This is a genomic window from Pseudomonas sp. GL_139_B (assembly GCF_057834475.1).
In genome coordinates this window covers 2,948,849-2,970,700 of record NZ_CM174403.1, presented here as the reverse complement: position 1 = coordinate 2,970,700, position 21,852 = coordinate 2,948,849, and the positions used below count along the sequence as shown (strand labels likewise).

Genomic DNA, 21,852 nt, shown 5'->3' with positions numbered 1-21,852 from the left:
CCAAGTTAGATTAGACGGGATCAATTGCCGCGTCCATGATCGGCTCGTCCCTAAAAAAACAATGATCGGGAGTTGCCTCTTGAATACCCTCCAGAATCCGCCGGACCCGAATGTGCTTGCCCGCGCTGCGGCCAAGGTAAAGCGCCATGTGCTGCCGCTGTTTGTGGTGATGTTCATCGTCAACTACATCGACCGGGTCAACATCGGCTTCGTACGCAGCCACATGGAAACCGACCTGGGCATCGGCGCCGCGGCCTATGGCCTGGGTGCCGGGCTGTTTTTCATTGGTTACGCAATATTCGAAGTGCCCTCCAACATGCTGCTGCAACGCTACGGTGCTCGCGCCTGGTTGACGCGCATCATGTTCACCTGGGGCGCAGCCGCCATGGCCATGGCCTTCGTGCGCGGCGAAACCAGCTTCTATGTGCTGCGTTTCATTCTCGGCGCCGCTGAAGCGGGTTTTTTCCCGGGCATCATTTACTACTTCACCCAGTGGCTGCCGTCGACTGAACGGGGCAAAGCCATGGCGATCTTTCTCAGCGGTTCGGCCATTGCTTCAGTCATTTCCGGGCCTGTGTCGGGTGCGCTGCTGAATGTCAGCGGTTTCAGCCTGCATGGCTGGCAGTGGATGTTCCTGATTGAAGGTTTTGCCTCCATCGTCCTGTGCGGTTTTGTCTGGTTCTGGCTGCAATCCCATCCGCGTGAGGCGAAATGGCTGAGCGTCGAAGAAAAGGCCGCCCTGGTGGGCGCCATCGCGCTGGAGCAGCAGGCCCGCGAAGCCGTGCAGACGATCAAACCGTCGATGTTCAGACTGCTGGCCGACAAGCAAATTGCCCTGTTCTGTTTTATCTACTTTTCCATTGCCCTGACCATCTATGGCGCCACGTTCTGGCTGCCGAGCATGATCAAGAAAATGGGCAACCTGGGCGACTTTCAGGTCGGCCTGTTCAACTCGATTCCTTGGCTCATCTCCATCGTCGCAATGTACGGCTTCGCCGCCATGGCCAGCAAATGGAAACACCAGCAAACCTGGGTGGCGTTGACGCTGGTGATTGCGGCGTTTGGCATGTTCATGTCGACCACCGGCGGACCGGTGTTCGCCTTCGTCGCCATCTGTTTTGCGGCCATTGGTTTCAAGGCTGCATCGGCGTTGTTCTGGCCGATTCCGCAAGGCTATCTGGATGCGCGCATCGCCGCCGCGGTGATCGCCCTGATCAACTCCATCGGCAACCTTGGCGGCTTCGTGGCCCCGACCGCGTTCGGTTTTCTGGAACAAAAAACCGGTTCTATCGAGGGCGGGCTTTACGGCCTGGCCGCTACATCGCTGGTAGCGGCCGTGGTGATTTTTTTCGCGCGCACGGCACCCCGTGGCGACACCTTTCGCTCGCTGACCGGCAAACCCGCCGAAGACGCAGCCTGCAAACCATCCATCAGTCAACCAGCCTTGAGTTCAGGTTCAAAGGGAGCAGCCTCTTGAAAATCAAACGAGTCACCGTCACCCCCATCGCTTTCCGTGATCCGCCATTACTGAATGCCAGTGGTATCCACGAACCGTTCGCGCTGCGCTCGATCATCGAGATCGAGAGCGACAATGGCTACATTGGCCTGGGTGAGAGTTACGGCGACGCGCCGGCGCTGGCGATCCAGCAGCAATTGCAAGACAAGCTGATCGGCATCGACCCGTTCAACCTCAATCAGCTGCGCGCCATCGTGCAGGCCACCGTGGCGGCGAATAAACCGGCGAGCATCGCTGGCGCCGAACTGGCGCCCGGTTCTCACGCCAGCAAAGCGGTGAGCAATGCGTATTCGGCGTTCGAAGTGGCGTTCCTGGATTTACAGGCGCACTCGTTGAACGTGCCGTTGGTGGACTTGCTGGGGGGGGCGATCCGTGACGAGATTCCGTTCAGCGCCTACCTGTTCTTCAAGTACGCCCAGCATATCGATTCGCCTTACAAACCAGACAGCTGGGGAGAAGCGCTGAACGAAGAGCAGATCGTCGCCCAAGCCCGGCGCATGATCGAGACCTACGGTTTCAAGAGCATCAAGCTCAAGGCGGGCGCGCTGGAACCAGAGCATGAGGTGGCGTGCATCAAGGCGCTGAAGAAGGCCTTCCCGGGTTACCCGCTACGGATCGATCCGAACGCTAACTGGTCCCTGGAAACATCCATTCGCATGGCCGAACTGCTGGGCGACGACCTGCAGTATTACGAAGATCCGACACCAGGATTGGAGGGTATGTCCGAACTGCACAAACGCACTGGCTTGCCGCTGGCGACTAATATGGTGGTCACGGATTTCGATGAGTTTCGCCGCAGTGTGGCATTGAACAGCGTGCAGATCGTCCTCGCCGACCACCACTATTGGGGTGGCCTGCGCGATACGCAGGCGCTGGCGAAAATGTGCCAGACCTTTGGCGTGGGCGTGTCCATGCATTCCAACTCACACTTGGGTATCAGCCTGATGGCCATGGCCCATGTCGCCGCCTCGGTGCCCAATCTCGATTACGCCTGCGACACGCATTACCCTTGGCAGGAGCCGGACGAAGAGGTAATCAAGGGCGGCAAGCTGCCCATCGTCAATGGTTGCGTGAAAATTACCCGAGCGCCCGGGTTGGGCCTGGAGCTGGATCACGATCAATTGGGCAAGCTGCATGACCAATACCTGACGTGCGGCATTCACCAGCGCGATGATGTGAAACAGATGCAGCGTTACAAGCCTGAGTGGAAAACCACCAAGCCGCGTTTTTGAGGGTGTCCGGTGCCTGGCTGTCCGGGCAAGGCACCGGTTTTTCAGCACCGATAAAAAATACGCGGACACCCTCGGCCATATCGTGGGCGTTTAGAAGGTGTGTTGGCTGGACGTTTACGCTAAGCGGCCTGCTCCAGGGCATCCAGCAAGCCAACAAATTCCAGAGAAAGCTTATGGCGAGGAGCCAAATGGATGAGCGGAACTGAAACTTCGTGAGATTCGCGCATCTTGACGGAGCTGCTCAGGTAAACCGGCAGCACAGGTAACCCTTCTGCCAGCAGCTCATCAATGAGACTTTGGTGCAAGCCAGTGTGCCCAGTGAACTGGTTAACCACCACCCCTTCCACTGTCAGTGATTCATTGTGATCACAACGTAAATCTTCTATCTGAGCGATGACGCGATACAGCGCCTGACGAGAAAAACTGTCGCAATCGAACGGAATCAGCAACCTGTCTGCGGCCACCAGCGCGCTGAAGGTGTAAAAATTCAGTGACGGAGGTGTATCGATATAGATGCGCTCATAATCCTCGGAAAGCTCTACCAGTAACTTGCGCAGCTTGTTGATCTTGAACTTGCTCTCCAGTTTTGATTGCAGGTCTGACAGTTCGGGGCTGGCAGCCACCAGGTGTAGGTTGTCGTAACGGGTCTCGGTGATGTTCACGCGACTCTTTCTGCCTTCGAAGCTGCCGGACAATGTTTGTTTGAAAAAATCGGCGATGCCCGTCGGAATACTCTCGTTGATCAGGCCGGTGAGGTAGTGGGTCGAATTTGCCTGGGGATCGAGATCTACCAGCAGCGTTCGGTAGCCTTCGGCAGCACTTACAGCGGCAAGGTTACAGGCAATGCTGGATTTTCCAACACCACCTTTCTGATTGAATACGACACGACGCATGGGGCTTGCTCATCCGTGAAAAAGGCCAACGGCCAGCTTAGGTGAAATGTAAGAAGTCGTGTCAATTCTATGACCGTAACATTACAGTTTTGCGACAGTGATTAGCCAAAGCTTCGGACTAGAGCGTTTGACCGCCGATAGAAGGTGGTAGCAATGGATTCACACCGATGAGCAAGCGCCTGAACGAGCCCCCCCCTACAGGGTTTTCAAGTGGAAATCAGCACTGAAAGCCTCGAAGTGTGATGAGTCAGTGTGGCGAAGAAGCGCTTCGGCCAACACTGAACGGACATGTTACCGAGTTTCATTGTGCCCTTGGCGGCGGAGTACAACATGGGTGGCTTTCTGCGACGCAATGAACTGAATGCATTCGTATCCTAGAGCGCGCATGTCAATCCCCTCGAACAGTCGCTCTCCCCCACCCAGCAGGACCGGTGAGATTGCGACGTGCAGTTCATCGATGAGGCCCGCACGAAGGTATTGCTGGATAGTGTCAGGCCCGCCACCAATGCGTACATCCATTCCGTTGGCTGCGTCGCGCGCACGCTCAAGCGCCTCATGAATACCGCCCGTGACGAAGTAGAATGTTGTTGCGCCTTCCATCTGGATGGGCGGGCGCGCGTGATGGGTCAAGATGAAAGTTGGAACGTGATAGGGTGGATTGTCCCCCCACCAGCCTTGCCAGTTCATGTCGGGCCAGGGGCCGCGAATCGGTCCGAACATGTTTCTTCCGAGAATCCAGGCGCCAACATTTTTGAAGCCGCGCGCAGCGAAGTCGTCATCAATCCCCGTTGTGCCACCGTCGGTACCAAATAGGCTCCGCTGGAACGTGCGTGTCGGGATTAACCATTGGTGCAAATCTGTCCCGCCTACGCCTAGCGGATTAGTCATGTCCTGATTCGGACCCGCTCCGTATCCGTCAAGCGAGATAGTAAAGCCCTCAACCCGGACGCGTGTCATTTTCATGCCCTCCTTTCTATTAACGCCGAACTATCTATTTCAACAGCATTTCTGACGTACAACTCCGGCCGTTTCTGTACAAAATCTACTCCTTTTCCTGCCGTTCAATGTCATGTCAATGAGTTGCAACTTGGCAAGGGGCAATGCAAGCAACCCATCTGGCGCGAGTAATGCCTAATTCAAGTGAATGAGGTCGGTACTGACTATGTGGATGGCACTTTTGAAGTGAGCCGCCTTGGTGCCTGCCCCGATAATCGAAAGCCTACTAACGAACTCTCGAGGTCCAGCATGACGAGCGCAACGACAGAACACGTTAGCCCAGGAACGCTGAAAAGGGTGATTGTGGCCGCCGGCATCGGTAATTTCGTCGAGTGGTTCGACTTCGCCGTCTATGGCTTTTTGGCCACGACCATCGCCCAGCAATTTTTCCCAAGCGGCGACGCCAGTGCCGCGCTACTCAAGACCTTTGCGGTATTCGCCGTGGCTTTTGCGTTTCGGCCTCTCGGAGGGATCTTCTTCGGCATGCTGGGCGATAGGATCGGCCGCAAACGAACCCTTGCGATGACGATTCTGCTGATGGCCAGTGCGACGACCTTGATCGGTCTGCTACCCACTTATGCCACGATTGGGGTCATGGCGCCGATTCTGCTTTCCCTGATCCGTTGCGCCCAAGGCTTTTCCGCCGGGGGAGAATACGCAGGTGCCTGTGCCTATCTGATGGAACATGCACCGCATAATAAACGCGCCTGGTACGGCAGCTTCATTCCGGTGTCTACTTTTTCCGCCTTCGCCGCGGCAGCCGTGGTGGCCTACGCACTTGAGGCTTCATTGCCGGCCGAAGCGATGGGTAGCTGGGGCTGGCGTTTGCCGTTCCTGATTGCCGCGCCACTGGGCCTGGTGGGTCTTTACTTGCGTTGGAAGCTCGATGAGACGCCGGCATTCCAGGCGGTGACTCAGGAATGTGCAGCAGCCCATTCCCCACTGAAGGAAACCTTGCGCAACCATGGTGCGGCTATCTGTTGCCTGGGCGCTTTTGTGTCAGTCACGGCACTGTCGTTTTATATGTTCACCACCTACTTCGCTACCTACCTACAAGTCGCGGGTGGCCTGAGCCGAGCAACAGCGTTGCTGGTGTCACTGATTGCGTTGCTATTCGCTGCGGCGATCTGCCCGCTGGCCGGGCTGTATTCGGATCGGGTCGGGCGTCGAGTGACGGTGATGACGGCTTGCGCTGTATTAATTTTGGCCGTGTATCCATCGTTCCTGATGGCCAGCTCCGGCTCGTTCGCAGCATCCATCGTCGGCGTTATGCTCTTGGCGATTGGCGCGGTGTTGTGCGGAGTGGTCACTGCGGCCTTGCTCTCGGAAACCTTCCCTACCCGTACTCGATACACCGCGTCGGCGATCACCTACAACATGGCCTATACCATTTTCGGCGGCACCGCACCTCTGGTGGCTACGTGGCTAATCAGTACCACCGGCAGCAATTTATCGCCGGCGTTCTATCTAATCGCGGTTGCTGTGCTTGCGTTGGCGGGTGGACTGGCATTACCGGAGACTTCAAGGATTTTCCTTCATGACATTCCGACGAAGGGGAAAGGCGTAGGAGTGAGCGCTGTGGCCTGAACACGACGAGCCGAGACAGTGGATCGTCGCACCACAGGTGCAAGTATTTATTGAGCGATCCACAGATCCACTCTGCCTGACTGGAACAATAGGCGATCAACAAATCTGCGCTGGCAAATTCATTTTCTGGCGCCTCGATTGAACGAATAAAGCCACCCACCCCACGCAGCCAGTTGGCTCAACCCGCGAAAACACCGCCGACGCAGCCTTCCCCCTCTTTTCGTCACCTTCCGACCAGAAACTCATTTCAGGGTCTTGCGCATCCGGTATTATGGTATACCATCATACGCACAGACACTTTCAACCTGATACGGAGCAGCTCATGAGTTTCGAAATCCGCAAGATCGTCAGCTATGTCGAAGAAACCTTTATCGAAGGCGGCAAGGCCACCAATACGCCAGTGACCATGGTTGGCCTGGCTGTGGTGATGAAGAACCCTTGGCTGGGTCGCGGCTTCGTCGAAGACCTCAAGCCGGAAATCCGCGCCAACTGCTCCGACCTCGGTGCACTTATGGTTGAGCGCCTGGTAGGCATCATCGGCGGTGCCGAGAAGATCGAAGCTTACGGCAAGGCAGCCGTAGTCGGTGCCGATGGTGAAATCGAACACGCTTCCGCCGTCATCCACACCCTGCGCTTCGGTAACCATTACCGCGAAGCGGTTAAAGCCAAGAGCTATCTGAGCTTCACCAACAAGCGCGGCGGCCCGGGTACCTCGATCCAGATTCCGATGATGCACAAGGATGACGAAGGCCTGCGTTCGCACTACATCACCCTGGAAATGCAGATCGAAGACGCACCACGTGCCGACGAAATCGTCGTGGTCCTGGGCTGCGCCGACGGCGGCCGTCTGCATCCACGCATCGGCAACCGCTACATCGACCTGGAAGAACTGGCGGCCGAAAAAGCCCAGTAATAAAGGTCGGTCACTACAACAAAAAGGTATGCAGGAGCGCTCCATGATTCGGCTCACCGCTGAACGCACCCCGGCTGGAACCAGTTACCTGGCGACCGGCCAAGGCCAGCCCGTGGTCTTGATCCACGGCGTGGGCCTGAATAAAGAAATGTGGGGCGGCCAGATCGTTGGCCTGGCCACGAAGTACCGTGTCATTGCCTACGACATGCTGGGCCATGGCGCCAGTCCTCGTCCGGAAAACGGAACCCCCCTGCTCGGCTATGCCGACCAGTTGCTGGAGTTGCTCGATCACCTGCAATTGCCCAAGGCAGCGGTGATCGGTTTTTCCATGGGTGGGCTGGTGGCGCGGGCTTTTGCCCTGCATTACCCGCATCGCTTGCAAAGTCTGGTGGTGCTCAACAGCGTGTTCAATCGCAGCCCTGAACAACGTGCAGGTGTCATCGCCCGCACCAGTCAGGCCGCCGAACACGGGCCGGACGCCAACGCTGAGGCGGCGCTGTCACGCTGGTTCAGCCGTGAATACCAGGCAGCCAATCCTGCGCAGATCGCTGCGATCCGCCAGACACTGGCGGGCAATGATCCCCAGGGTTACTTGACCACCTATGAATTGTTTGCAACCCAAGACATGTACCGTGCCGAGGATCTGGCCAGCATCCAGGTGCCGACATTGATTGCAACCGGCGAGCTGGATCCAGGATCGACACCGGAAATGGCTGAGCAATTGGCCCAGCGCATTCCCGGCGCGACCGTTGCCGTGCTCGCCGAACAGCGGCATATGATGCCCGTAGAATCGCCGCGCCTGGTCAACCAGCTGTTGCTGGAGTTTCTCGACACCGCGCACTCCCGACAAAACCATATAAAGGGGATCGTTGCATGACACTCGCACGCTTCCAGATGTGCATCGGCGGTGAATGGGTCGATGCCCTGTCCGGCAAGACCTTTGAAAGCCTGAACCCGGCCTTGGCACAAGCCTGGGCTGAATTGCCTGATGCCGACGAAGCTGACGTCGAGCGCGCAGTAAAGGCTGCGCAGACTGCCTTCGAGAGTCCGGCCTGGCGAGGCCTCACCGCCACTGCTCGCGGTAAACTGCTTCGCCGACTGGGCGATCTGATCGCCGAAAACAAGGAACAACTGGCGCAGTTGGAAAGCCGCGACAACGGCAAGCTGATTCGCGAGACACGCGGCCAGGTCGGCTATTTGCCGGAATTTTTTCATTACACCGCAGGCCTGGCTGACAAACTGGAAGGCGGCACACTGCCACTGGACAAGCCGGACCTGTTTGCCTACACCGTGCACGAGGCCATGGGCGTGGTCGCCGCGATCATCCCGTGGAACAGCCCGTTGTACCTGACCGCGATCAAACTCGCCCCGGCCCTCGCGGCAGGCAACACCATCGTGATCAAGCCGTCCGAGCATGCCTCGGCGACCATTCTCGAACTGGCGCGCCTAGCGCTGGAAGCCGGCATTCCTCCGGGCGTGGTCAACGTCGTCACCGGTTACGGTCCAAGCACCGGCGCTGCCCTCACCCGCCATCCGCTGGTTCGCAAAATCGCGTTCACCGGCGGTGCAGCTACAGCGCGGCATGTCGTGCGCAGCAGCGCCGAAAACTTCGCCAAGCTGTCGCTGGAACTGGGCGGCAAATCGCCGAACATTATTTTCGCCGATGCTGACCTCGACAGCGCGATCAACGGCGCGATCGCCGGGATCTATGCCGCTTCCGGACAAAGCTGTGTCTCCGGTTCGCGACTGTTGGTGCAAGACGAAATCTACGATGAATTCGTCGGCCGCCTGGTGGAACGCGCCCAGCGCATCCGCATCGGTAACCCGCAGGAAGACAGCAGCGAAATGGGCCCGATGGCCACCGCGCAGCAACTGGCAGTGGTTGAAGGTCTGGTGGCTGATGCCATTGCCGAAGGCGCGAAACTGCGCCTGGGCGGCAAGCGTCCGGCCAATCTCGGTGACGGTTGGTTCTATGAGCCGACGCTGTTCGAGTGCGATAGCAACTCGATGAAAATCATGCAGGAAGAAGTTTTCGGTCCGGTGGCTTCAGTCATTCGTTTCAAGGACGAAGCCGAAGCCCTGGCGATCGCCAACGACTCGCAGTTCGGCCTCGCCGCCGGTATCTGGACCCGCGACCTGGGCCGTGCCCATCGCCTGGCCCGAGACGTGCGCTCGGGGATCATTTGGGTCAACACCTACCGCGCAGTGTCGGCTATGGCGCCAATCGGCGGTTTCAAAAACAGCGGCTATGGACGCGAAAGCGGCATCGATTCGGTGCTGGCCTACACCGAGCTCAAAACGGTGTGGATCAACCTCTCCCAGGCACCGATGCCTGATCCGTTCGTGATGCGTTAGGAGTCCTGAGAAATGATCGAACCTGGCATTTACAAAGACGTTATGAGCTCGTTTCCGTCAGGCGTCACGATAGTGACCACCCTGGACCCGGACGGCGGAATCGTCGGCATTACCGCCAGCGCCTTCAGTGCACTGTCGATAGACCCGGCACTGGTGCTGTTCTGCCCCAATTACGCTTCCGACACCTACCCGGTGTTGCGCGACAGCAAGCAGTTCGCGATTCATTTACTGTCCGCCGACCAGACCGCCGAAGCCTATGCCTTTGCCGGAAAAGGCAAGGATAAGGCCAGCGGCATCGACTGGCACCTGAGCGAGTTGGGCAACCCGCTGCTGCTCAAAGCCACCGCGATCATCGAGTGCGAACTGTGGCGCGAATACGATGGCGGTGATCACGCCATCATCGTCGGCGCCGTGAAGAACCTGATTCTTCCCGAGCAACCCGTGACACCGATGATCTATCACAAGGGCAAGCTGGGTCCCCTGCCCGCCCTGGCTTGATGGCTTCACACAAAACCCTGTAGGAGCCCGGCTTGCCGGCGAAGGCGTACCTGAGGACGCCTTCGCCGGCAAGCCGGGCTCCTACAGGTGATCACTCTTTTCTCCAGGAGCCGCCATGAGCCCAACAGCCACGCAACTGTTCCGCCAACAGGCATACATCAATGGCCAATGGCTGGATGCGCCCGATGGTGCGCGACAGGACATCTTCAACCCGGCTACCGGTGAACTCATCGGTAGCGTACCGAACCTTGGCGCCGAGCACGCTCGGCAGGCCATCGTCGCCGCCAACAAGGCCTGGCCGGCCTGGCGTGCCCTGACCGCCAAGGAACGCAGCAACACACTCAAGCGCTGGCATGCCCTGATGCTGGAAAACGCCGATGCCCTCGCCGAAATCCTCACCCTGGAACAGGGCAAGCCCCTGGCCGAAGCCAAGGGGGAAATTCTCTATGCTGCCAGTTTTATCGAGTGGTTTGCCGAAGAAGCCAAACGCATTTACGGCGACACCATTCCAAGCCACAAGGGCGATGCGCGCATCGTCGTCAGCAAAGAGCCGATTGGTGTCGTCGCGGCGATCACGCCATGGAATTTCCCTGCGGCGATGATCACTCGCAAGGCCGGTCCAGCACTGGCTGCGGGTTGTCCATGCATCGTCAAACCGGCGCCGGAAACCCCGTTTTCGGCATTGGCCATGGCTGAACTGGCCGAACAGGCCGGCATCCCTGCGGGTATCTTCAACGTGATTACCGGAGACGCTGTCGCCATCGGCGGCGAGCTGACCGCCAGCCCCTTGGTGCGCAAGCTGTCGTTCACCGGCTCCACTGGCATCGGCAAATTGTTGATGGCGCAGTGTGCGCCGACGCTGAAAAAAGTCTCGCTGGAACTGGGCGGCAACGCGCCCTTCATTGTCTTCGATGATGCAGACCTGGAACGCGCCGTAGAAGGCGCGCTGATCGCCAAGTTTCGCAATGCCGGCCAGACCTGTGTCTGTGTCAATCGCTTCCTGGTGCAGGACGGTATTCACGACGCCTTCGTCACGCGGTTGGCCGAACGGGTTTTGCAACTCAACGTCGGCAGCGGTTTCGATGCCGGGGTCAATCAAGGCCCACTGATCAACGACCGCGCCGTGGCCAAGGTTGAAGACCATGTGCAAGACGCACTGGCGCAAGGTGCGCAGTTGCTTTGTGGTGGTGAGCGTCACGCATTGGGCCATGGCTTCTTCCAGCCAACAGTGCTGGCCGGCGTGACATGCGCGATGAAAGTCGCCCAGGAAGAAACCTTTGGCCCGTTGGCAGCCGTGTTTCGCTTCGACAGCGAAGCCGAAGCGATCCAAATGGCCAACGACACCGAGTTCGGTCTGGCCGCCTACTGTTACACCCGTGATCTGGGTCGGGCATGGCGCATGAGTGAAGCCTTGGAATACGGCATGGTCGGGATCAACGAAGGGCTGATTTCCACTGAGGTCGCGCCTTTTGGCGGGATCAAATCCTCGGGGCTGGGCCGCGAAGGTTCCAAGTACGGCATCGAAGACTACCTTGAACTTAAATACACCCTGATGGGCGGGCTCTAGGTCATGTTGGTCAAATTGTAGGAGCCCGGCTTGCCGGCGATGGCTCTCTTGCGGACGCCTTCGCCGGCAAGCCGGGCTCCTACAGAACAGCATTGATTCCGTGCCCCACGGAGATAAGCGAAATGAGCAACGAGAAGTACGAAAAAGGCTTGCAGATCCGCACCCGGGTGCTGGGTGAAGCCTATGTGAAACGCTCCATCGAGAATGCTGACGACTTCACCCGTCCGTTGCAGGAAATGGTCACCGAGTACTGCTGGGGCCACGTCTGGGGTCGTGAGGGTTTGTCGCTCAAAGAGCGCAGCATGATCAACCTGGCCATGATCTCGGCCCTCAACCGGCCTCACGAACTCAAGCTGCATGTACGCGGTGCCTTGCGTAACGGCCTGAGTCGTGAGCAAATACGCGAAATTCTGCTTCAGGTCGGCATATATTGCGGTGTACCCGCTGCCGTCGACAGTTTCCGGCTCGCCCGTGAAGCGTTCGCCGAAGCCGATGCCGAGGCCTCCAGTTAACCTTGGCTGTTTGATTGAATGAGTACGGATGATCCAAAGGATCGAAGTGCTCTTTTTGCATGGACAGCCACATTCAGAGCGGACCCCATGAAACGCCTGCCACTCGACGACAGCTTCAAGGTCAATCGCAACCCCGTTACCCTGCGCGAAATCGTGCTGGATAAACTGCGAAGCGCCATCATGAACTTCCAGCTTCTGCCGGGAGACCGTCTGGTCGAACGCGATCTGTGCGATCGCCTGGGCGTCAGCCGTACCTCCGTGCGCGAAGCATTGCGTCATCTGGAATCCGAAGGTCTGGTGGAATTCGCCGACGCTAAGGGCCCACGGGTGGCGATCATTACCCTGGCCGATGCCGTCGATATCTATGAGCTGCGTTGCGTGCTCGAAGGGCTGATCGTTCAGCTGTTCACCCTGCGCGCCAAAGCCAAGGACATCAAGGCCCTGGAAAAAGCCCTGGAGGAAAACCGCCAGTCGCTTAAGGAAGGCGAACTGCAACAAGTCATCGACTCCGTGCAAGGTTTCTACGACGTACTGCTCGAAGGCTCCGGCAACCACGTCGCGGCCACTCAGCTGCGTCAGCTTCAGGCACGCATCAGCTACCTGCGCGCGACGTCGGTGTCCCAGGAAAACCGTCGTGGCGCCAGCAACCAGGAAATGGAACGCATGGTCGAGGCGATCAAGAGCGGTGATCCTCTGGCCGCTCACCAGGCTTGCGTCGACCATGTCCGCGCCGCCGCCACTGTCGCCCTCGATTACCTCAAGCGCAAGCAGGATGAGACCGGGGCGATCCCCGAGATCACCCAGCCCATCGCGCTCAAAGAACCGCGCATAGGTCGCTAATCATGTTCAGCCCGAGCTTTTGTCCAAAGTGCGGCGGCAATGACCTCGGTCAGCAGCAACCGCCGGGCGATACGCACGAGCGCCTGATGTGCCGCAGTTGTGGCTACATCCACTACATCAATCCGAAAATCATTGCCGGGTGCATCATCGAGCAGGACGGCAAGTATTTGCTGTGCCAACGCGCGATCCCGCCGCGCCCCGGCACCTGGACGCTACCAGCGGGCTTCATGGAAGCTGGCGAAACTACCGAGCAGGCAGCGTTGCGCGAAGTCTGGGAAGAGAGTGGCGTGCGGGGCGAAATCCTCTCGCCCTACTCGATCTTCAGCGTGCCGAAGATCAGCGAGGTGTACATCATCTTCCGCGCCATCGCCCTGGAAATCACCGGTCAGTTCGGGCCGGAAACCCTCGACTACAAATTCTTTGCGCCCGAGGACATCCCTTGGGACAGCATCTATTACCCGGCAATCCGGCAGATTCTCGAGCGCTACATCGAGGAACGGCAGGCTGGCGTCTATGGCATCTACATCGGCAACGACGACAGCGGCAAGATTCATTTCATCCGCTAGCGAAATCCCCTGTAGGAGCTGGCTTGCCAGCGAAGGCGTCCTTGAGCATTGCGTTGGTCTTGCGGGCGCCTTCGCCGGCAAGCCGGCTCCTACAGGGTTAGTGGCGTTTTTCATGCTGGCGCTACACCCTCGACAATAATCACCTCGGCCCGAGCCACACCCTCGCGATGCCCTTTCGCCTCCTGATACAGATCTGACCGATAGCAGGCCAACGCCTGTTCATAAGAGTCAAATTCGATCACCACGCTGCGTTGTGGCGTCGGCCGACCTTCCATCGCCTCACTGCGCCCGCCGCGCGCCAGCAATCGCCCGCCATATTGGGCAAATGCCTTCGGTGCCCGCTGGGTGTATTGGCTGTATTGATCGGGGTCGGTGACATCCACGTGAGCAATCCAGTACGCCTTCATAGTGACCTCTCGGTTGATTTTGTATTATGGTATACCAATATGCATTTCCATCAAACACTGAGATTCCCGACATGGCCTTCAACACGATCGAAGAAATTATCGAAGACTATCGCCAAGGCAAAATGGTGCTGCTGGTCGATGACGAGGACCGGGAAAACGAAGGCGACCTGCTGCTGGCAGCTGACTGCTGCACTGCCCAAGCCATCAGCTTCATGGCCCGTGAGGCGCGTGGCCTGATCTGCCTGACGTTGACCGACGACCACTGCCAACGCCTGGGCCTGGAGCAGATGGTTCCGAGTAACGGCAGTGTGTTCAGCACCGCGTTCACGGTGTCTATCGAGGCCGCCACCGGAGTGACTACCGGCATCTCCGCGGCGGACCGGGCGCGGACCGTTGAGGCGGCGGTTGCCCCGAATGCCGGGCCCGCCGATCTGGTGCAACCGGGTCACATCTTTCCGTTACGCGCCAAGGAAGGTGGCGTGCTGACCCGCGCCGGACATACCGAGGCCGGCTGCGACCTGGCACGCCTGGCAGGCTTCACGCCGGCCTCGGTGATCGTCGAAGTCATGAACGATGACGGCACGATGGCCCGTCGTCCGGACCTGGAAGTGTTCGCTCGCAAGCACGGCATCAAGATTGGCACCATCGCCGACCTGATTCACTACCGTCTGAGCACCGAACACACCGTGGTGCGCATCGGTGAACGCGAGCTGCCGACCGTGCACGGCACCTTTCGTCTGATCACCTTTGAAGATCGCATTGAAGGCGGTGTCCACATGGCTATGGTGATGGGCGACTTGCGCCGCGATGAAGCGACGCTGGTGCGTGTGCATGTGATCGACCCATTGCGCGATCTCGTCGGCGCCGAGTACAGCGGCCCGTCCAACTGGACGCTATGGGCCGCGTTGCAGCGGATTGCCGAAGAAGGTCGTGGCGTGGTGGTGGTGTTGGCCAACCATGAGTCGTCGCAGGCACTGCTTGAGCGCGTGCCGCAACTCACGCAGCCGCCTCGCCAGTTCAGCCGTTCGCAGTCACGCATCTATTCTGAAGTGGGGACTGGGGCGCAGATCCTGCAAGACCTTGGCGTGGGCAAATTGCGTCATCTCGGGCCACCGCTCAAATATGCGGGTTTGACCGGGTACGACCTGGAAGTCGTAGAAAGCATCCCGTTCACCCAGTGAATGGTGACCCCCTGTAGGAGCTGGCTTGCCAGCGAAGGTCGTCAACGATAACGCGTGTTTGCCGGATAAACGCGGTGTTTGTGAATCCATCGCTGGCAAGCCAGCGCCTTCAAAGGGCAAGTCGTCCTCTGGATTCGAGTTCGGTTGGGCAATGCCCTCGCCGAACAAAAAAAGCATGTTTTGCCTGATAGCCGGTACGGCAAAGTGCTTGCACAAAGTTTGGAATACCATAATATGATATTCCATAGACCGGACAGCCAGAACTGACTCGATGGACCTACTGCTCCCGATAGGCGGGCATCCAAAGCCCCGCTCATAAACACAACAATGAGGGCGTGAAAATGGTGTTGAACAAACGTGCGACCGCGGTTCTTTTTGCGGGACTGCTGAGCGTGACCAGCCAGGCGTTGATGGCGGCTGAAAGCGTCAACTTTGTCAGCTGGGGCGGCAGCACTCAGGATGCGCAAAAGCAAGCCTGGGCCGATCCGTTCAGCAAGGCCAGCAGCATCACCGTGGTCCAGGATGGACCTACCGACTATGGCAAACTCAAAGCCATGGTCGAAAGCGGCAACGTGCAGTGGGACGTGGTTGATGTCGAAGCAGACTTCGCCTTGCGCGCCGCCTCCGAAGGCCTGCTCGAACCCCTCGATTTCAAAGTCATTGAACGGAACAAAATCGACCCGCGGTTCGTCTCCGATCACGGCGTCGGCTCGTTCTTCTTCTCCTTCGTCCTCGGCTACAACGAAAGCAAGCTCGGCGCCAACAAGCCCCAGGATTGGTCCGCGCTATTCGACACCAAGACCTACCCCGGTAAACGCGCACTCTATAAATGGCCAAGCCCAGGCGTGCTGGAACTGGCGCTGCTGGCTGACGGCGTCGCCGCGGACAAACTCTATCCACTAGACCTGGATCGGGCCTTCAAGAAACTCGACACCATCAAGAAAGACATCGTCTGGTGGGGCGGCGGCGCTCAGTCGCAACAGTTGCTGGCCTCCGGCGAAGCGAGCATGGGTCAATTCTGGAACGGTCGCATTCACGCCCTGCAAGAAGACGGCGCCCCTGTCGGCGTGAGCTGGAAACAGAACCTGGTCATGGCCGACATCCTGGTCATTCCCAAAGGTTCGAAAAACAAGGACGCAGCGATGAAGTTCCTGGCTAACGCCAGCAGTGCCAAGGGCCAGGCCGACTTCTCCAACCTGACCGCCTACGCGCCGGTCAACGTCGACAGCGTCGCGCTCCTGGATTCTGCTTTGGCACCTAACCTGCCGACTGCCTACGCTAAGGATCAGATCACTCTTGATTTCGCGTATTGGGCCAAAAACGGTCCTGCCATCGCGACACGGTGGAACGAATGGCTGGTCAAATGAAAATGACGGTAACCGCGTCCCGTCAACCCACTGCAACCGGTAGCGTCAATGACGCTGCCGGCCCGGCCCTCGGCAAGGCGGCTGTGATGAGGCAATCCCCGACTTTGGCACAACGCTGGCGTGGTTCGAGCAACCTGATCCCCGCCCTGCTGTTCCTCGGTCTGTTCTTTCTGGCGCCGTTGATTGGCCTGCTGCTGCGTGGCGTGCTTGAACCGGTGCCGGGGCTGGGCAACTACGAACAACTGTTCGCCAACTCGGCGTATGCCAGGGTACTGCTCAACACCTTCTCGGTGGCCGGCCTGGTGACACTGTTCAGCTTGCTGCTGGGTTTCCCGCTGGCCTGGGCGATTACGTTGGTACCGCGTGGCTGGGGTCGCTGGATTCTCAACATCGTGTTGTTGTCGATGTGGACCAGCCTCCTTGCCCGTACCTACTCCTGGCTTGTGCTGCTGCAAGCTTCGGGGGTCATCAACAAGGCGTTGATGGCGATGGGCATCATCGATCAGCCGCTTGAAATGGTGCATAACCTCACCGGCGTGGTGATCGGAATGAGCTACATCATGATCCCGTTCATCGTACTGCCGCTGCAGGCGACCATGCAGGCTATCGACCCGATGATTCTGCAAGCCGGCTCGATCTGCGGTGCCAGTCCCTGGACCAACTTCTTCCGGGTGTTCCTGCCGCTGTGCCGGCCTGGCCTGTTCTCCGGTGGGCTGATGGTGTTTGTGATGTCTCTGGGTTACTACGTCACCCCGGCGCTGCTGGGCGGTGCACAGAACATGATGCTGCCCGAGTTCATCATTCAACAGGTGCAGTCGTTCCTCAATTGGGGTCTGGCGAGCGCCGGTGCCGCGTTGTTGATCGTCATTACGCTGGTGTTGTTCTACTTCTACCTGAAGCTTCAACCGGAATCCCCGGTTGGCGCCAGCAACGCGAGGTAAGCCGTCATGCTCCTGACCCCTAATGCGATGAGCCGTCGGATGCGCTTCGGCCTGTACTTCACCACCGGGCTGATCGGTCTGTTCCTTTTACTGCCGATTGTGTTCATCGTGCTGCTGTCGTTCGGATCGTCGCAATGGCTGGTGTTCCCGCCACCCGGCTGGACGCTGAAATGGTACGGCCAGTTCTTCTCCAACGCCGACTGGATGAACGCTGCAATGGCCAGCCTCAAGGTCGCGGTGCTGACGACGTTCTTCGCCGTGGCCCTGGGCCTGCCCACTGCATTTGCCCTGGTGCGCGGCCGTTTCCCTGGCCGGGAAATGCTCTACGGCCTGTTCACCCTGCCGATGATCGTACCCTTGGTGATCATCGCCGTGGCGGTGTACGCACTGTTCCTTAAGCTGGGCTACACCGGGACGATGTTCGCTTTCGTGGTCAGCCACGTCATCGTTGCATTGCCGTTCACCATCATTTCGATCATCAACTCGCTGAAGCTGTTCGACCAGTCGATCGAGGATGCCGCTGTGATCTGCGGTGCATCACGTCTCCAAGCGGTGTTCAAAGTGACCTTTCCGGCTATTCGTCCCGGCATGGTGGCCGGCGCCCTCTTCGCCTTCCTCGTCTCATGGGATGAAGTGGTGTTGAGCGTGATGATGGCCAGCCCGACCCTGCAAACCCTTCCCGTGAAAATGTGGACCACCCTGCGCCAGGACCTGACGCCCGTGATCGCCGTCGCCTCGACGTTGCTGATCGGCCTCTCGGTATTGGTCATGGTGATCGCCGCCGCACTGCGCCGGCGCAATGAAATCAGCGCCTGAGCGCGCAGGAGTACGACATGAGTGCAGTGATTAAAGATTCCGCTCAACAGAACGACCAGCCGCTGGTAAGCCTGCGCAACCTGAACAAGCACTACGGCGACTTTGCCGCCGTGGACAACATCTCGCTGGACATCAAGGACGGTGAATTCCTCACCTTCCTCGGCTCCAGCGGCTCCGGCAAAAGTACCACCCTGTCGATGCTGGCCGGTTTCGAAACACCGAGCAGCGGCGAGATCCTGGTCAATGGCCAATCGCTGGTCAACGTGCCGCCACACAAGCGTGACATCGGCATGGTGTTTCAGCGCTACTCGTTGTTCCCGCATCTGTCGGTGCGCGACAACATCGCCTTCCCATTGGCGATTCGCAAATTGGCCACAGCGGAACGTGAACGTCGGGTCGATGCAATGCTCAAGCTGGTGCAACTGGAACAATTCGCCCATCGCCGCCCTTCGCAACTCTCCGGGGGGCAGCAACAACGCGTCGCCATCGCCCGGGCGCTGGTCTATGAGCCACGTATTCTGTTGATGGATGAACCCCTTGGTGCGCTGGATAAAAAGCTGCGCGAAGACTTGCAGGATGAACTGCGCCAACTGCATCGGCGCTTGGGCATCACCATTGTCTATGTGACCCACGACCAGGAAGAAGCCATGCGTTTGTCCCAACGCATCGCGATTTTCAGTCACGGCAAGATTGTCGGCCTGGGCACCGGCTATGACTTGTACCAGAACCCGCCGAATGCATTCGTCGCCTCGTTCCTCGGTAACTCGAACTTCCTGAAACTTAAGGCTCAGGGCAACGCGGTGGCTTCGTTTGAAGGGCAATCGCTGTCGATCCGCCTGACTGCCGGCCTGCAAACCAATCAGGCTGTGTTGCTGATGGTGCGCCCGGAAAAGGCGTTGGCACTGAGTATCGAACAAGCCGCTCAGGAACCGCTGGCTGCGGGCTGGAATGAAGTCTCGGCCAAAGTTGTGGAGGTGTTGTTCCTGGGCGAAAGCCAGACTTGCAGCGTAGTGACCTCGGGCGGTACGTCGATGACGGTCAAGGCACTTTCAGCGGCTGGCATGCCAATGAAAGCAGGTGATCCGGTGCGTGTGCGCTGGGCTACTGCGGATGCCTGCGTTTATACCGAATGGGCTGAGAGCGATTTGAACAAGGCTGCCGGGGCGCATTGATTTTTTGATGTTCACGCCAGTGGGCTGCTAGTTAAGTGCCACCCTCGGGTCGCCGCAACGTCGGGTTGTGGTGGCCCTTTTTTTTTGTCTGTTTAGTTAGCGTACATATCCGTTTCTGCGGTAACGGCCGCTGGCGGTTTCGCTCTTACAGCGAGTCCCTTTTCCAAACGCCGAAAAGGAACCAAAAGGCTTTGCCCCTCCATTCGGTGCCTCGCCCAGGCTCGGCATGCCCTCACTCCGGCATTGCTCCGGGGGCCCGCCGCCATCGGCCATCCATGGCCGGGGGCGGCTACCGCGGCATCCTTGCCGCGGTGCCCCCTGCGCAACGCCTGCGTTCGGCCTCTGGGAAAGGGGCAGGCAGAGCAAGATCAAAATCAAAAGCAAAAGCAAAAGCCAGAGCAGAAGCTCGGCCGTACATCAGACTGTGGAAAACGCATACCTGTAGGAGCCCGGCTTGCCGGCGAAGGCGGTGGGTCAGGCGCTTCGAAGTCGACTGAACTGCCGCCATCGCCGGCAAGCCGGGCTCCTACAGAAGACGCGTATAGCTTCCCGGTCAGGCCGGCCGGTCGGCCGCCTCGCTTTAGCTTTTGCGGTGCACGCCCCCTCGAGAGGCCGAGTGGAGGTTCTGCGCAGTGGGCAACCCGGCATGGATGCCGGGTTAGCCGCCCCCGGCCATGGATGGCCGATGGCGGCGGGCCCACGGAGCAGGACCGGAGCGAGGGCATGCCGAGCCTGGGCGAGGCACCGAACGAAAGGGGCAAGAGCCCTTGGTTACTTGGGGCTTTTCTAAGTGACTCGCTGTAAGAGCGAAACCATAAGTGGCCGTTACCACATGAATGGATATGTACGCGCCGCTTACCGCAAAAACAAAAATGCCCGGCAAAAAGCCGAGCATTCCAGACAAACACCAGCGATCAAAAGTCAGTCGGTAAAACCAAACCGAGCAATCCTGCTCTCCCGAGCCTGCCCTCGCGTAGCCAGGCAATAGTAGAGCGGACAAGTCACTACCAACCCCACCAACCACGACAGATCCGCCCCCTCAACCAGATTGGCATACGGCCCCACATACAGCGACGTATTGGCAAACGGCAACTGCACAATGATTCCGATGAAATACGCCACGATTGCATGCCAATTGAACCGCCCATAAATCCCGCCATCCGCACGGAAGATCGAGGCGATGTCATAACACCCGCGCTTGATCACATAGAAGTCGATCAAGTTGATCGAAGCCCATGGAACCAGCACCAGCAGCAGTGCGAGGATGAGTCCGATGAACTGCGAAATGAAATCTGCAGACGCCCCCAGCGCCACCACACAGCAACCTGCCAACACCACACTCGACAACACCACACGAACCTTGATGCTGGGCGTCCACTGACTGGCGAAGGTCTGGATCGAGGTAATGATCGACAGTACCGCGCCATACAGATTCAAGGCGTTGTGACTGATGATATTGAGCAGAAACAGCACCATCAGAATCGGCCCCAGCCACCCGGTAGATTGCTTCACCGCCGCCATGGCTTCGGTGCCTTCAGGGGTCGCCAGTACCGCCACCGCGCCGAAGGTAAACGACAGGATCGTGCCCAGGGTTGCGCCCAGATAAGTGGCAAAGAACGGACGGGCGATGCCGATATCGGCCGGCAGGTAGCGCGAGTAGTCCGACACATAAGGCGAGAAGCTGATCTGCCAGATGATCCCCAGAGACACCGTGGCCAACCAGCCCGACAGGTTAAACCCGCCGCGGGTAAAGAAATCCGCCGGCAGGTCATGGGCGAAGATGTAGAGGAAACCCGCAAGCAAGGCACTGCCCATGACCCAAGTGCCGATGCGGTTCAGGGTGTGAATGAAGCGATAACCGATCACCCCGATCGCCGTAGCGCTGAGGGCGCCAATGAGGATGCTGGCGGGGACCGGGACTGAGGGTGCGATTCCGACAATCGATTTGCCGGCCAGCACGATGTTGGAAATGAAGAAACCGACGTAGATCAGGGCCGCAAAGAACACGATCAGCAGCGCACCATAGCGCCCGAACTGGCCGCGGCTCTGCACCATTTGCGGAATTCCCATGCGCGGTCCCTGCGCCGATGCGAGGGCAATTACCAGTCCGCCGACCATGTGCCCCAGCGCTATCGCCAGCAGCCCCCAGAACAGATCGAGATGGAACACCTGAACCACCATGGCACCCGTAACGATAGGCAACGGTGCAATGTTGGTGCTGAACCATAAGGTGAAAAGATCGCGGGCCTTCCCGTGGCGCTCTGCGAGTGGAACGTAATCGACCGTGTGATTCTCGATCAACGGGTCTTGCCGGGACATCTGGGACATATGCATGAACTCAAGTTTGTCTGTTCTTATCTTTGTATGAAGCCAAACCGGGGGCGCATCTTGGCACCCCTCAGATGCGGACCATATTATGGTATTCCAATATTTTCACAAGACTGATTCGGTCTTTGCGCATCCATCTGATCCGCAATCCTGCCGTACAAGTGC

General features: G+C 58.6%; 20 protein-coding genes. 16 read left to right on the top strand and 4 right to left on the bottom strand.

Annotated elements, in window-relative coordinates:
* Positions 1 to 79: 79 nt before the first annotated feature.
* Both AC3ISI_RS13610 and AC3ISI_RS13605 read left to right on the top strand, forming a co-directional pair.
* Positions 80 to 1,477: an MFS transporter gene (locus tag AC3ISI_RS13610; RefSeq protein ID WP_489337426.1), complete on the top strand. Its 1,398-nt coding sequence runs from the start codon at positions 80 to 82 to the stop codon at positions 1,475 to 1,477.
* Positions 1,474 to 2,748, top strand: a complete 1,275-nt coding sequence (locus AC3ISI_RS13605) for a glucarate dehydratase family protein (RefSeq protein ID WP_489337424.1) — start codon at positions 1,474 to 1,476, stop codon at positions 2,746 to 2,748. Before AC3ISI_RS13610 ends, AC3ISI_RS13605 begins: the two co-directional genes overlap by 4 nt.
* A 119-nt stretch (positions 2,749 to 2,867) precedes the next feature.
* Here the strand turns inward: AC3ISI_RS13605 and AC3ISI_RS13600 are convergent, their stop codons facing one another.
* A complete protein-coding gene (locus AC3ISI_RS13600; RefSeq protein WP_489337423.1) occupies positions 2,868 to 3,641 on the bottom strand; it encodes a ParA family protein in 774 nt (257 codons plus the stop codon).
* 291 nt (positions 3,642 to 3,932) lie between these two features.
* Positions 3,933 to 4,604, bottom strand: coding sequence for a dihydrofolate reductase family protein (locus AC3ISI_RS13595; protein ID WP_489337422.1), 672 nt, complete (start codon positions 4,602 to 4,604; stop codon positions 3,933 to 3,935).
* A gap of 282 nt (positions 4,605 to 4,886) precedes the next feature.
* Between AC3ISI_RS13595 and AC3ISI_RS13590 the strand changes: the two genes are divergently transcribed.
* From AC3ISI_RS13590 to AC3ISI_RS13550, 9 genes are all read left to right on the top strand, one after another.
* A complete protein-coding gene (locus AC3ISI_RS13590) occupies positions 4,887 to 6,224 on the top strand; it encodes an MFS transporter (RefSeq protein ID WP_489337421.1) in 1,338 nt (445 codons plus the stop codon).
* Between the two features lie 322 nt (positions 6,225 to 6,546).
* Positions 6,547 to 7,137, top strand: a complete 591-nt coding sequence (locus AC3ISI_RS13585) for an amino acid synthesis family protein (RefSeq protein ID WP_489337419.1) — start codon at positions 6,547 to 6,549, stop codon at positions 7,135 to 7,137.
* A gap of 43 nt (positions 7,138 to 7,180) precedes the next feature.
* On the top strand, positions 7,181 to 8,014 hold the full coding sequence (locus tag AC3ISI_RS13580; protein ID WP_489337418.1) for an alpha/beta fold hydrolase: 834 nt from the start codon (positions 7,181 to 7,183) through the stop codon (positions 8,012 to 8,014).
* The gene (locus AC3ISI_RS13575; protein WP_489337416.1) at positions 8,011 to 9,492 is read left to right on the top strand and encodes an aldehyde dehydrogenase; all 1,482 of its coding nucleotides are present in this window, start codon (positions 8,011 to 8,013) and stop codon (positions 9,490 to 9,492) included. Before AC3ISI_RS13580 ends, AC3ISI_RS13575 begins: the two co-directional genes overlap by 4 nt.
* A gap of 12 nt (positions 9,493 to 9,504) precedes the next feature.
* The gene (locus AC3ISI_RS13570) at positions 9,505 to 9,990 is read left to right on the top strand and encodes a flavin reductase family protein (RefSeq protein ID WP_477790193.1); all 486 of its coding nucleotides are present in this window, start codon (positions 9,505 to 9,507) and stop codon (positions 9,988 to 9,990) included.
* A 115-nt stretch (positions 9,991 to 10,105) separates the two neighbouring features.
* The gene (locus AC3ISI_RS13565; RefSeq protein ID WP_489337415.1) at positions 10,106 to 11,557 is read left to right on the top strand and encodes an NAD-dependent succinate-semialdehyde dehydrogenase; all 1,452 of its coding nucleotides are present in this window, start codon (positions 10,106 to 10,108) and stop codon (positions 11,555 to 11,557) included.
* Between the two features lie 122 nt (positions 11,558 to 11,679).
* Positions 11,680 to 12,069, top strand: a complete 390-nt coding sequence (locus tag AC3ISI_RS13560; RefSeq protein WP_489337414.1) for a carboxymuconolactone decarboxylase family protein — start codon at positions 11,680 to 11,682, stop codon at positions 12,067 to 12,069.
* Positions 12,070 to 12,156: 87 nt separating this feature from the next.
* A complete protein-coding gene (locus AC3ISI_RS13555) occupies positions 12,157 to 12,909 on the top strand; it encodes a GntR family transcriptional regulator (protein WP_452626468.1) in 753 nt (250 codons plus the stop codon).
* 2 nt (positions 12,910 to 12,911) lie between these two features.
* Positions 12,912 to 13,475, top strand: a complete 564-nt coding sequence (locus AC3ISI_RS13550) for an NUDIX hydrolase (protein ID WP_223521535.1) — start codon at positions 12,912 to 12,914, stop codon at positions 13,473 to 13,475.
* Positions 13,476 to 13,585: 110 nt separating this feature from the next.
* Here AC3ISI_RS13550 and AC3ISI_RS13545 read toward each other — a convergent pair whose 3' ends face one another.
* Positions 13,586 to 13,882, bottom strand: coding sequence for a DUF1330 domain-containing protein (locus tag AC3ISI_RS13545; protein WP_489337413.1), 297 nt, complete (start codon positions 13,880 to 13,882; stop codon positions 13,586 to 13,588).
* Between the two features lie 71 nt (positions 13,883 to 13,953).
* Between AC3ISI_RS13545 and ribBA the strand changes: the two genes are divergently transcribed.
* The 5 genes from ribBA (at position 13,954) to AC3ISI_RS13520 (ending at position 19,359) form a co-directional block, all read left to right on the top strand.
* Positions 13,954 to 15,063 (top strand): bifunctional 3,4-dihydroxy-2-butanone-4-phosphate synthase/GTP cyclohydrolase II, encoded by a 1,110-nt coding sequence (ribBA, locus tag AC3ISI_RS13540; RefSeq protein WP_489337411.1) that lies wholly within the window; start codon positions 13,954 to 13,956, stop codon positions 15,061 to 15,063.
* Positions 15,064 to 15,404: 341 nt separating this feature from the next.
* Positions 15,405 to 16,430 (top strand): ABC transporter substrate-binding protein, encoded by a 1,026-nt coding sequence (locus AC3ISI_RS13535; RefSeq protein WP_489337409.1) that lies wholly within the window; start codon positions 15,405 to 15,407, stop codon positions 16,428 to 16,430.
* Complete coding sequence (locus AC3ISI_RS13530; RefSeq protein WP_477790199.1) at positions 16,427 to 17,371, top strand: ABC transporter permease; 945 nt, start codon at positions 16,427 to 16,429, stop codon at positions 17,369 to 17,371. The genes AC3ISI_RS13535 and AC3ISI_RS13530 overlap by 4 nt, the downstream gene beginning before the upstream one ends.
* Positions 17,372 to 17,377: 6 nt before the next feature.
* Complete coding sequence (locus AC3ISI_RS13525; RefSeq protein ID WP_223521529.1) at positions 17,378 to 18,187, top strand: ABC transporter permease; 810 nt, start codon at positions 17,378 to 17,380, stop codon at positions 18,185 to 18,187.
* Between the two features lie 17 nt (positions 18,188 to 18,204).
* Positions 18,205 to 19,359, top strand: coding sequence for an ABC transporter ATP-binding protein (locus AC3ISI_RS13520; protein WP_489337408.1), 1,155 nt, complete (start codon positions 18,205 to 18,207; stop codon positions 19,357 to 19,359).
* A 921-nt stretch (positions 19,360 to 20,280) separates the two neighbouring features.
* On the opposite strand, the gene AC3ISI_RS13515 is transcribed toward AC3ISI_RS13520, so the two are convergent.
* Positions 20,281 to 21,687, bottom strand: a complete 1,407-nt coding sequence (locus tag AC3ISI_RS13515; protein ID WP_489337407.1) for a purine-cytosine permease family protein — start codon at positions 21,685 to 21,687, stop codon at positions 20,281 to 20,283.
* Between the last annotated feature and the right edge of the window lie 165 nt (positions 21,688 to 21,852).

Bases quoted from the DNA above. Each gene is read 5' to 3' on its own strand.
- AC3ISI_RS13600 (WP_489337423.1), bottom strand. From the start codon at position 3,641: ATGCGTCGTGTCGTATTCAATCAGAAAGGTGGTGTTGGAAAATCCAGC.
- AC3ISI_RS13595 (WP_489337422.1), bottom strand. From the start codon at position 4,604: ATGAAAATGACACGCGTCCGGGTTGAGGGCTTTACTATCTCGCTTGAC.
- AC3ISI_RS13590 (WP_489337421.1), top strand. From the start codon at position 4,887: ATGACGAGCGCAACGACAGAACACGTTAGCCCAGGAACGCTGAAAAGG.
- AC3ISI_RS13585 (WP_489337419.1), top strand. From the start codon at position 6,547: ATGAGTTTCGAAATCCGCAAGATCGTCAGCTATGTCGAAGAAACCTTT.
- AC3ISI_RS13580 (WP_489337418.1), top strand. From the start codon at position 7,181: ATGATTCGGCTCACCGCTGAACGCACCCCGGCTGGAACCAGTTACCTG.
- AC3ISI_RS13575 (WP_489337416.1), top strand. From the start codon at position 8,011: ATGACACTCGCACGCTTCCAGATGTGCATCGGCGGTGAATGGGTCGAT.
- AC3ISI_RS13570 (WP_477790193.1), top strand. From the start codon at position 9,505: ATGATCGAACCTGGCATTTACAAAGACGTTATGAGCTCGTTTCCGTCA.
- AC3ISI_RS13565 (WP_489337415.1), top strand. From the start codon at position 10,106: ATGAGCCCAACAGCCACGCAACTGTTCCGCCAACAGGCATACATCAAT.
- AC3ISI_RS13560 (WP_489337414.1), top strand. From the start codon at position 11,680: ATGAGCAACGAGAAGTACGAAAAAGGCTTGCAGATCCGCACCCGGGTG.
- AC3ISI_RS13555 (WP_452626468.1), top strand. From the start codon at position 12,157: ATGAAACGCCTGCCACTCGACGACAGCTTCAAGGTCAATCGCAACCCC.
- AC3ISI_RS13550 (WP_223521535.1), top strand. From the start codon at position 12,912: ATGTTCAGCCCGAGCTTTTGTCCAAAGTGCGGCGGCAATGACCTCGGT.
- AC3ISI_RS13545 (WP_489337413.1), bottom strand. From the start codon at position 13,882: ATGAAGGCGTACTGGATTGCTCACGTGGATGTCACCGACCCCGATCAA.
- ribBA (WP_489337411.1), top strand. From the start codon at position 13,954: ATGGCCTTCAACACGATCGAAGAAATTATCGAAGACTATCGCCAAGGC.
- AC3ISI_RS13535 (WP_489337409.1), top strand. From the start codon at position 15,405: ATGGTGTTGAACAAACGTGCGACCGCGGTTCTTTTTGCGGGACTGCTG.
- AC3ISI_RS13530 (WP_477790199.1), top strand. From the start codon at position 16,427: ATGAAAATGACGGTAACCGCGTCCCGTCAACCCACTGCAACCGGTAGC.
- AC3ISI_RS13525 (WP_223521529.1), top strand. From the start codon at position 17,378: ATGCTCCTGACCCCTAATGCGATGAGCCGTCGGATGCGCTTCGGCCTG.
- AC3ISI_RS13520 (WP_489337408.1), top strand. From the start codon at position 18,205: ATGAGTGCAGTGATTAAAGATTCCGCTCAACAGAACGACCAGCCGCTG.
- AC3ISI_RS13515 (WP_489337407.1), bottom strand. From the start codon at position 21,687: ATGTCCCAGATGTCCCGGCAAGACCCGTTGATCGAGAATCACACGGTC.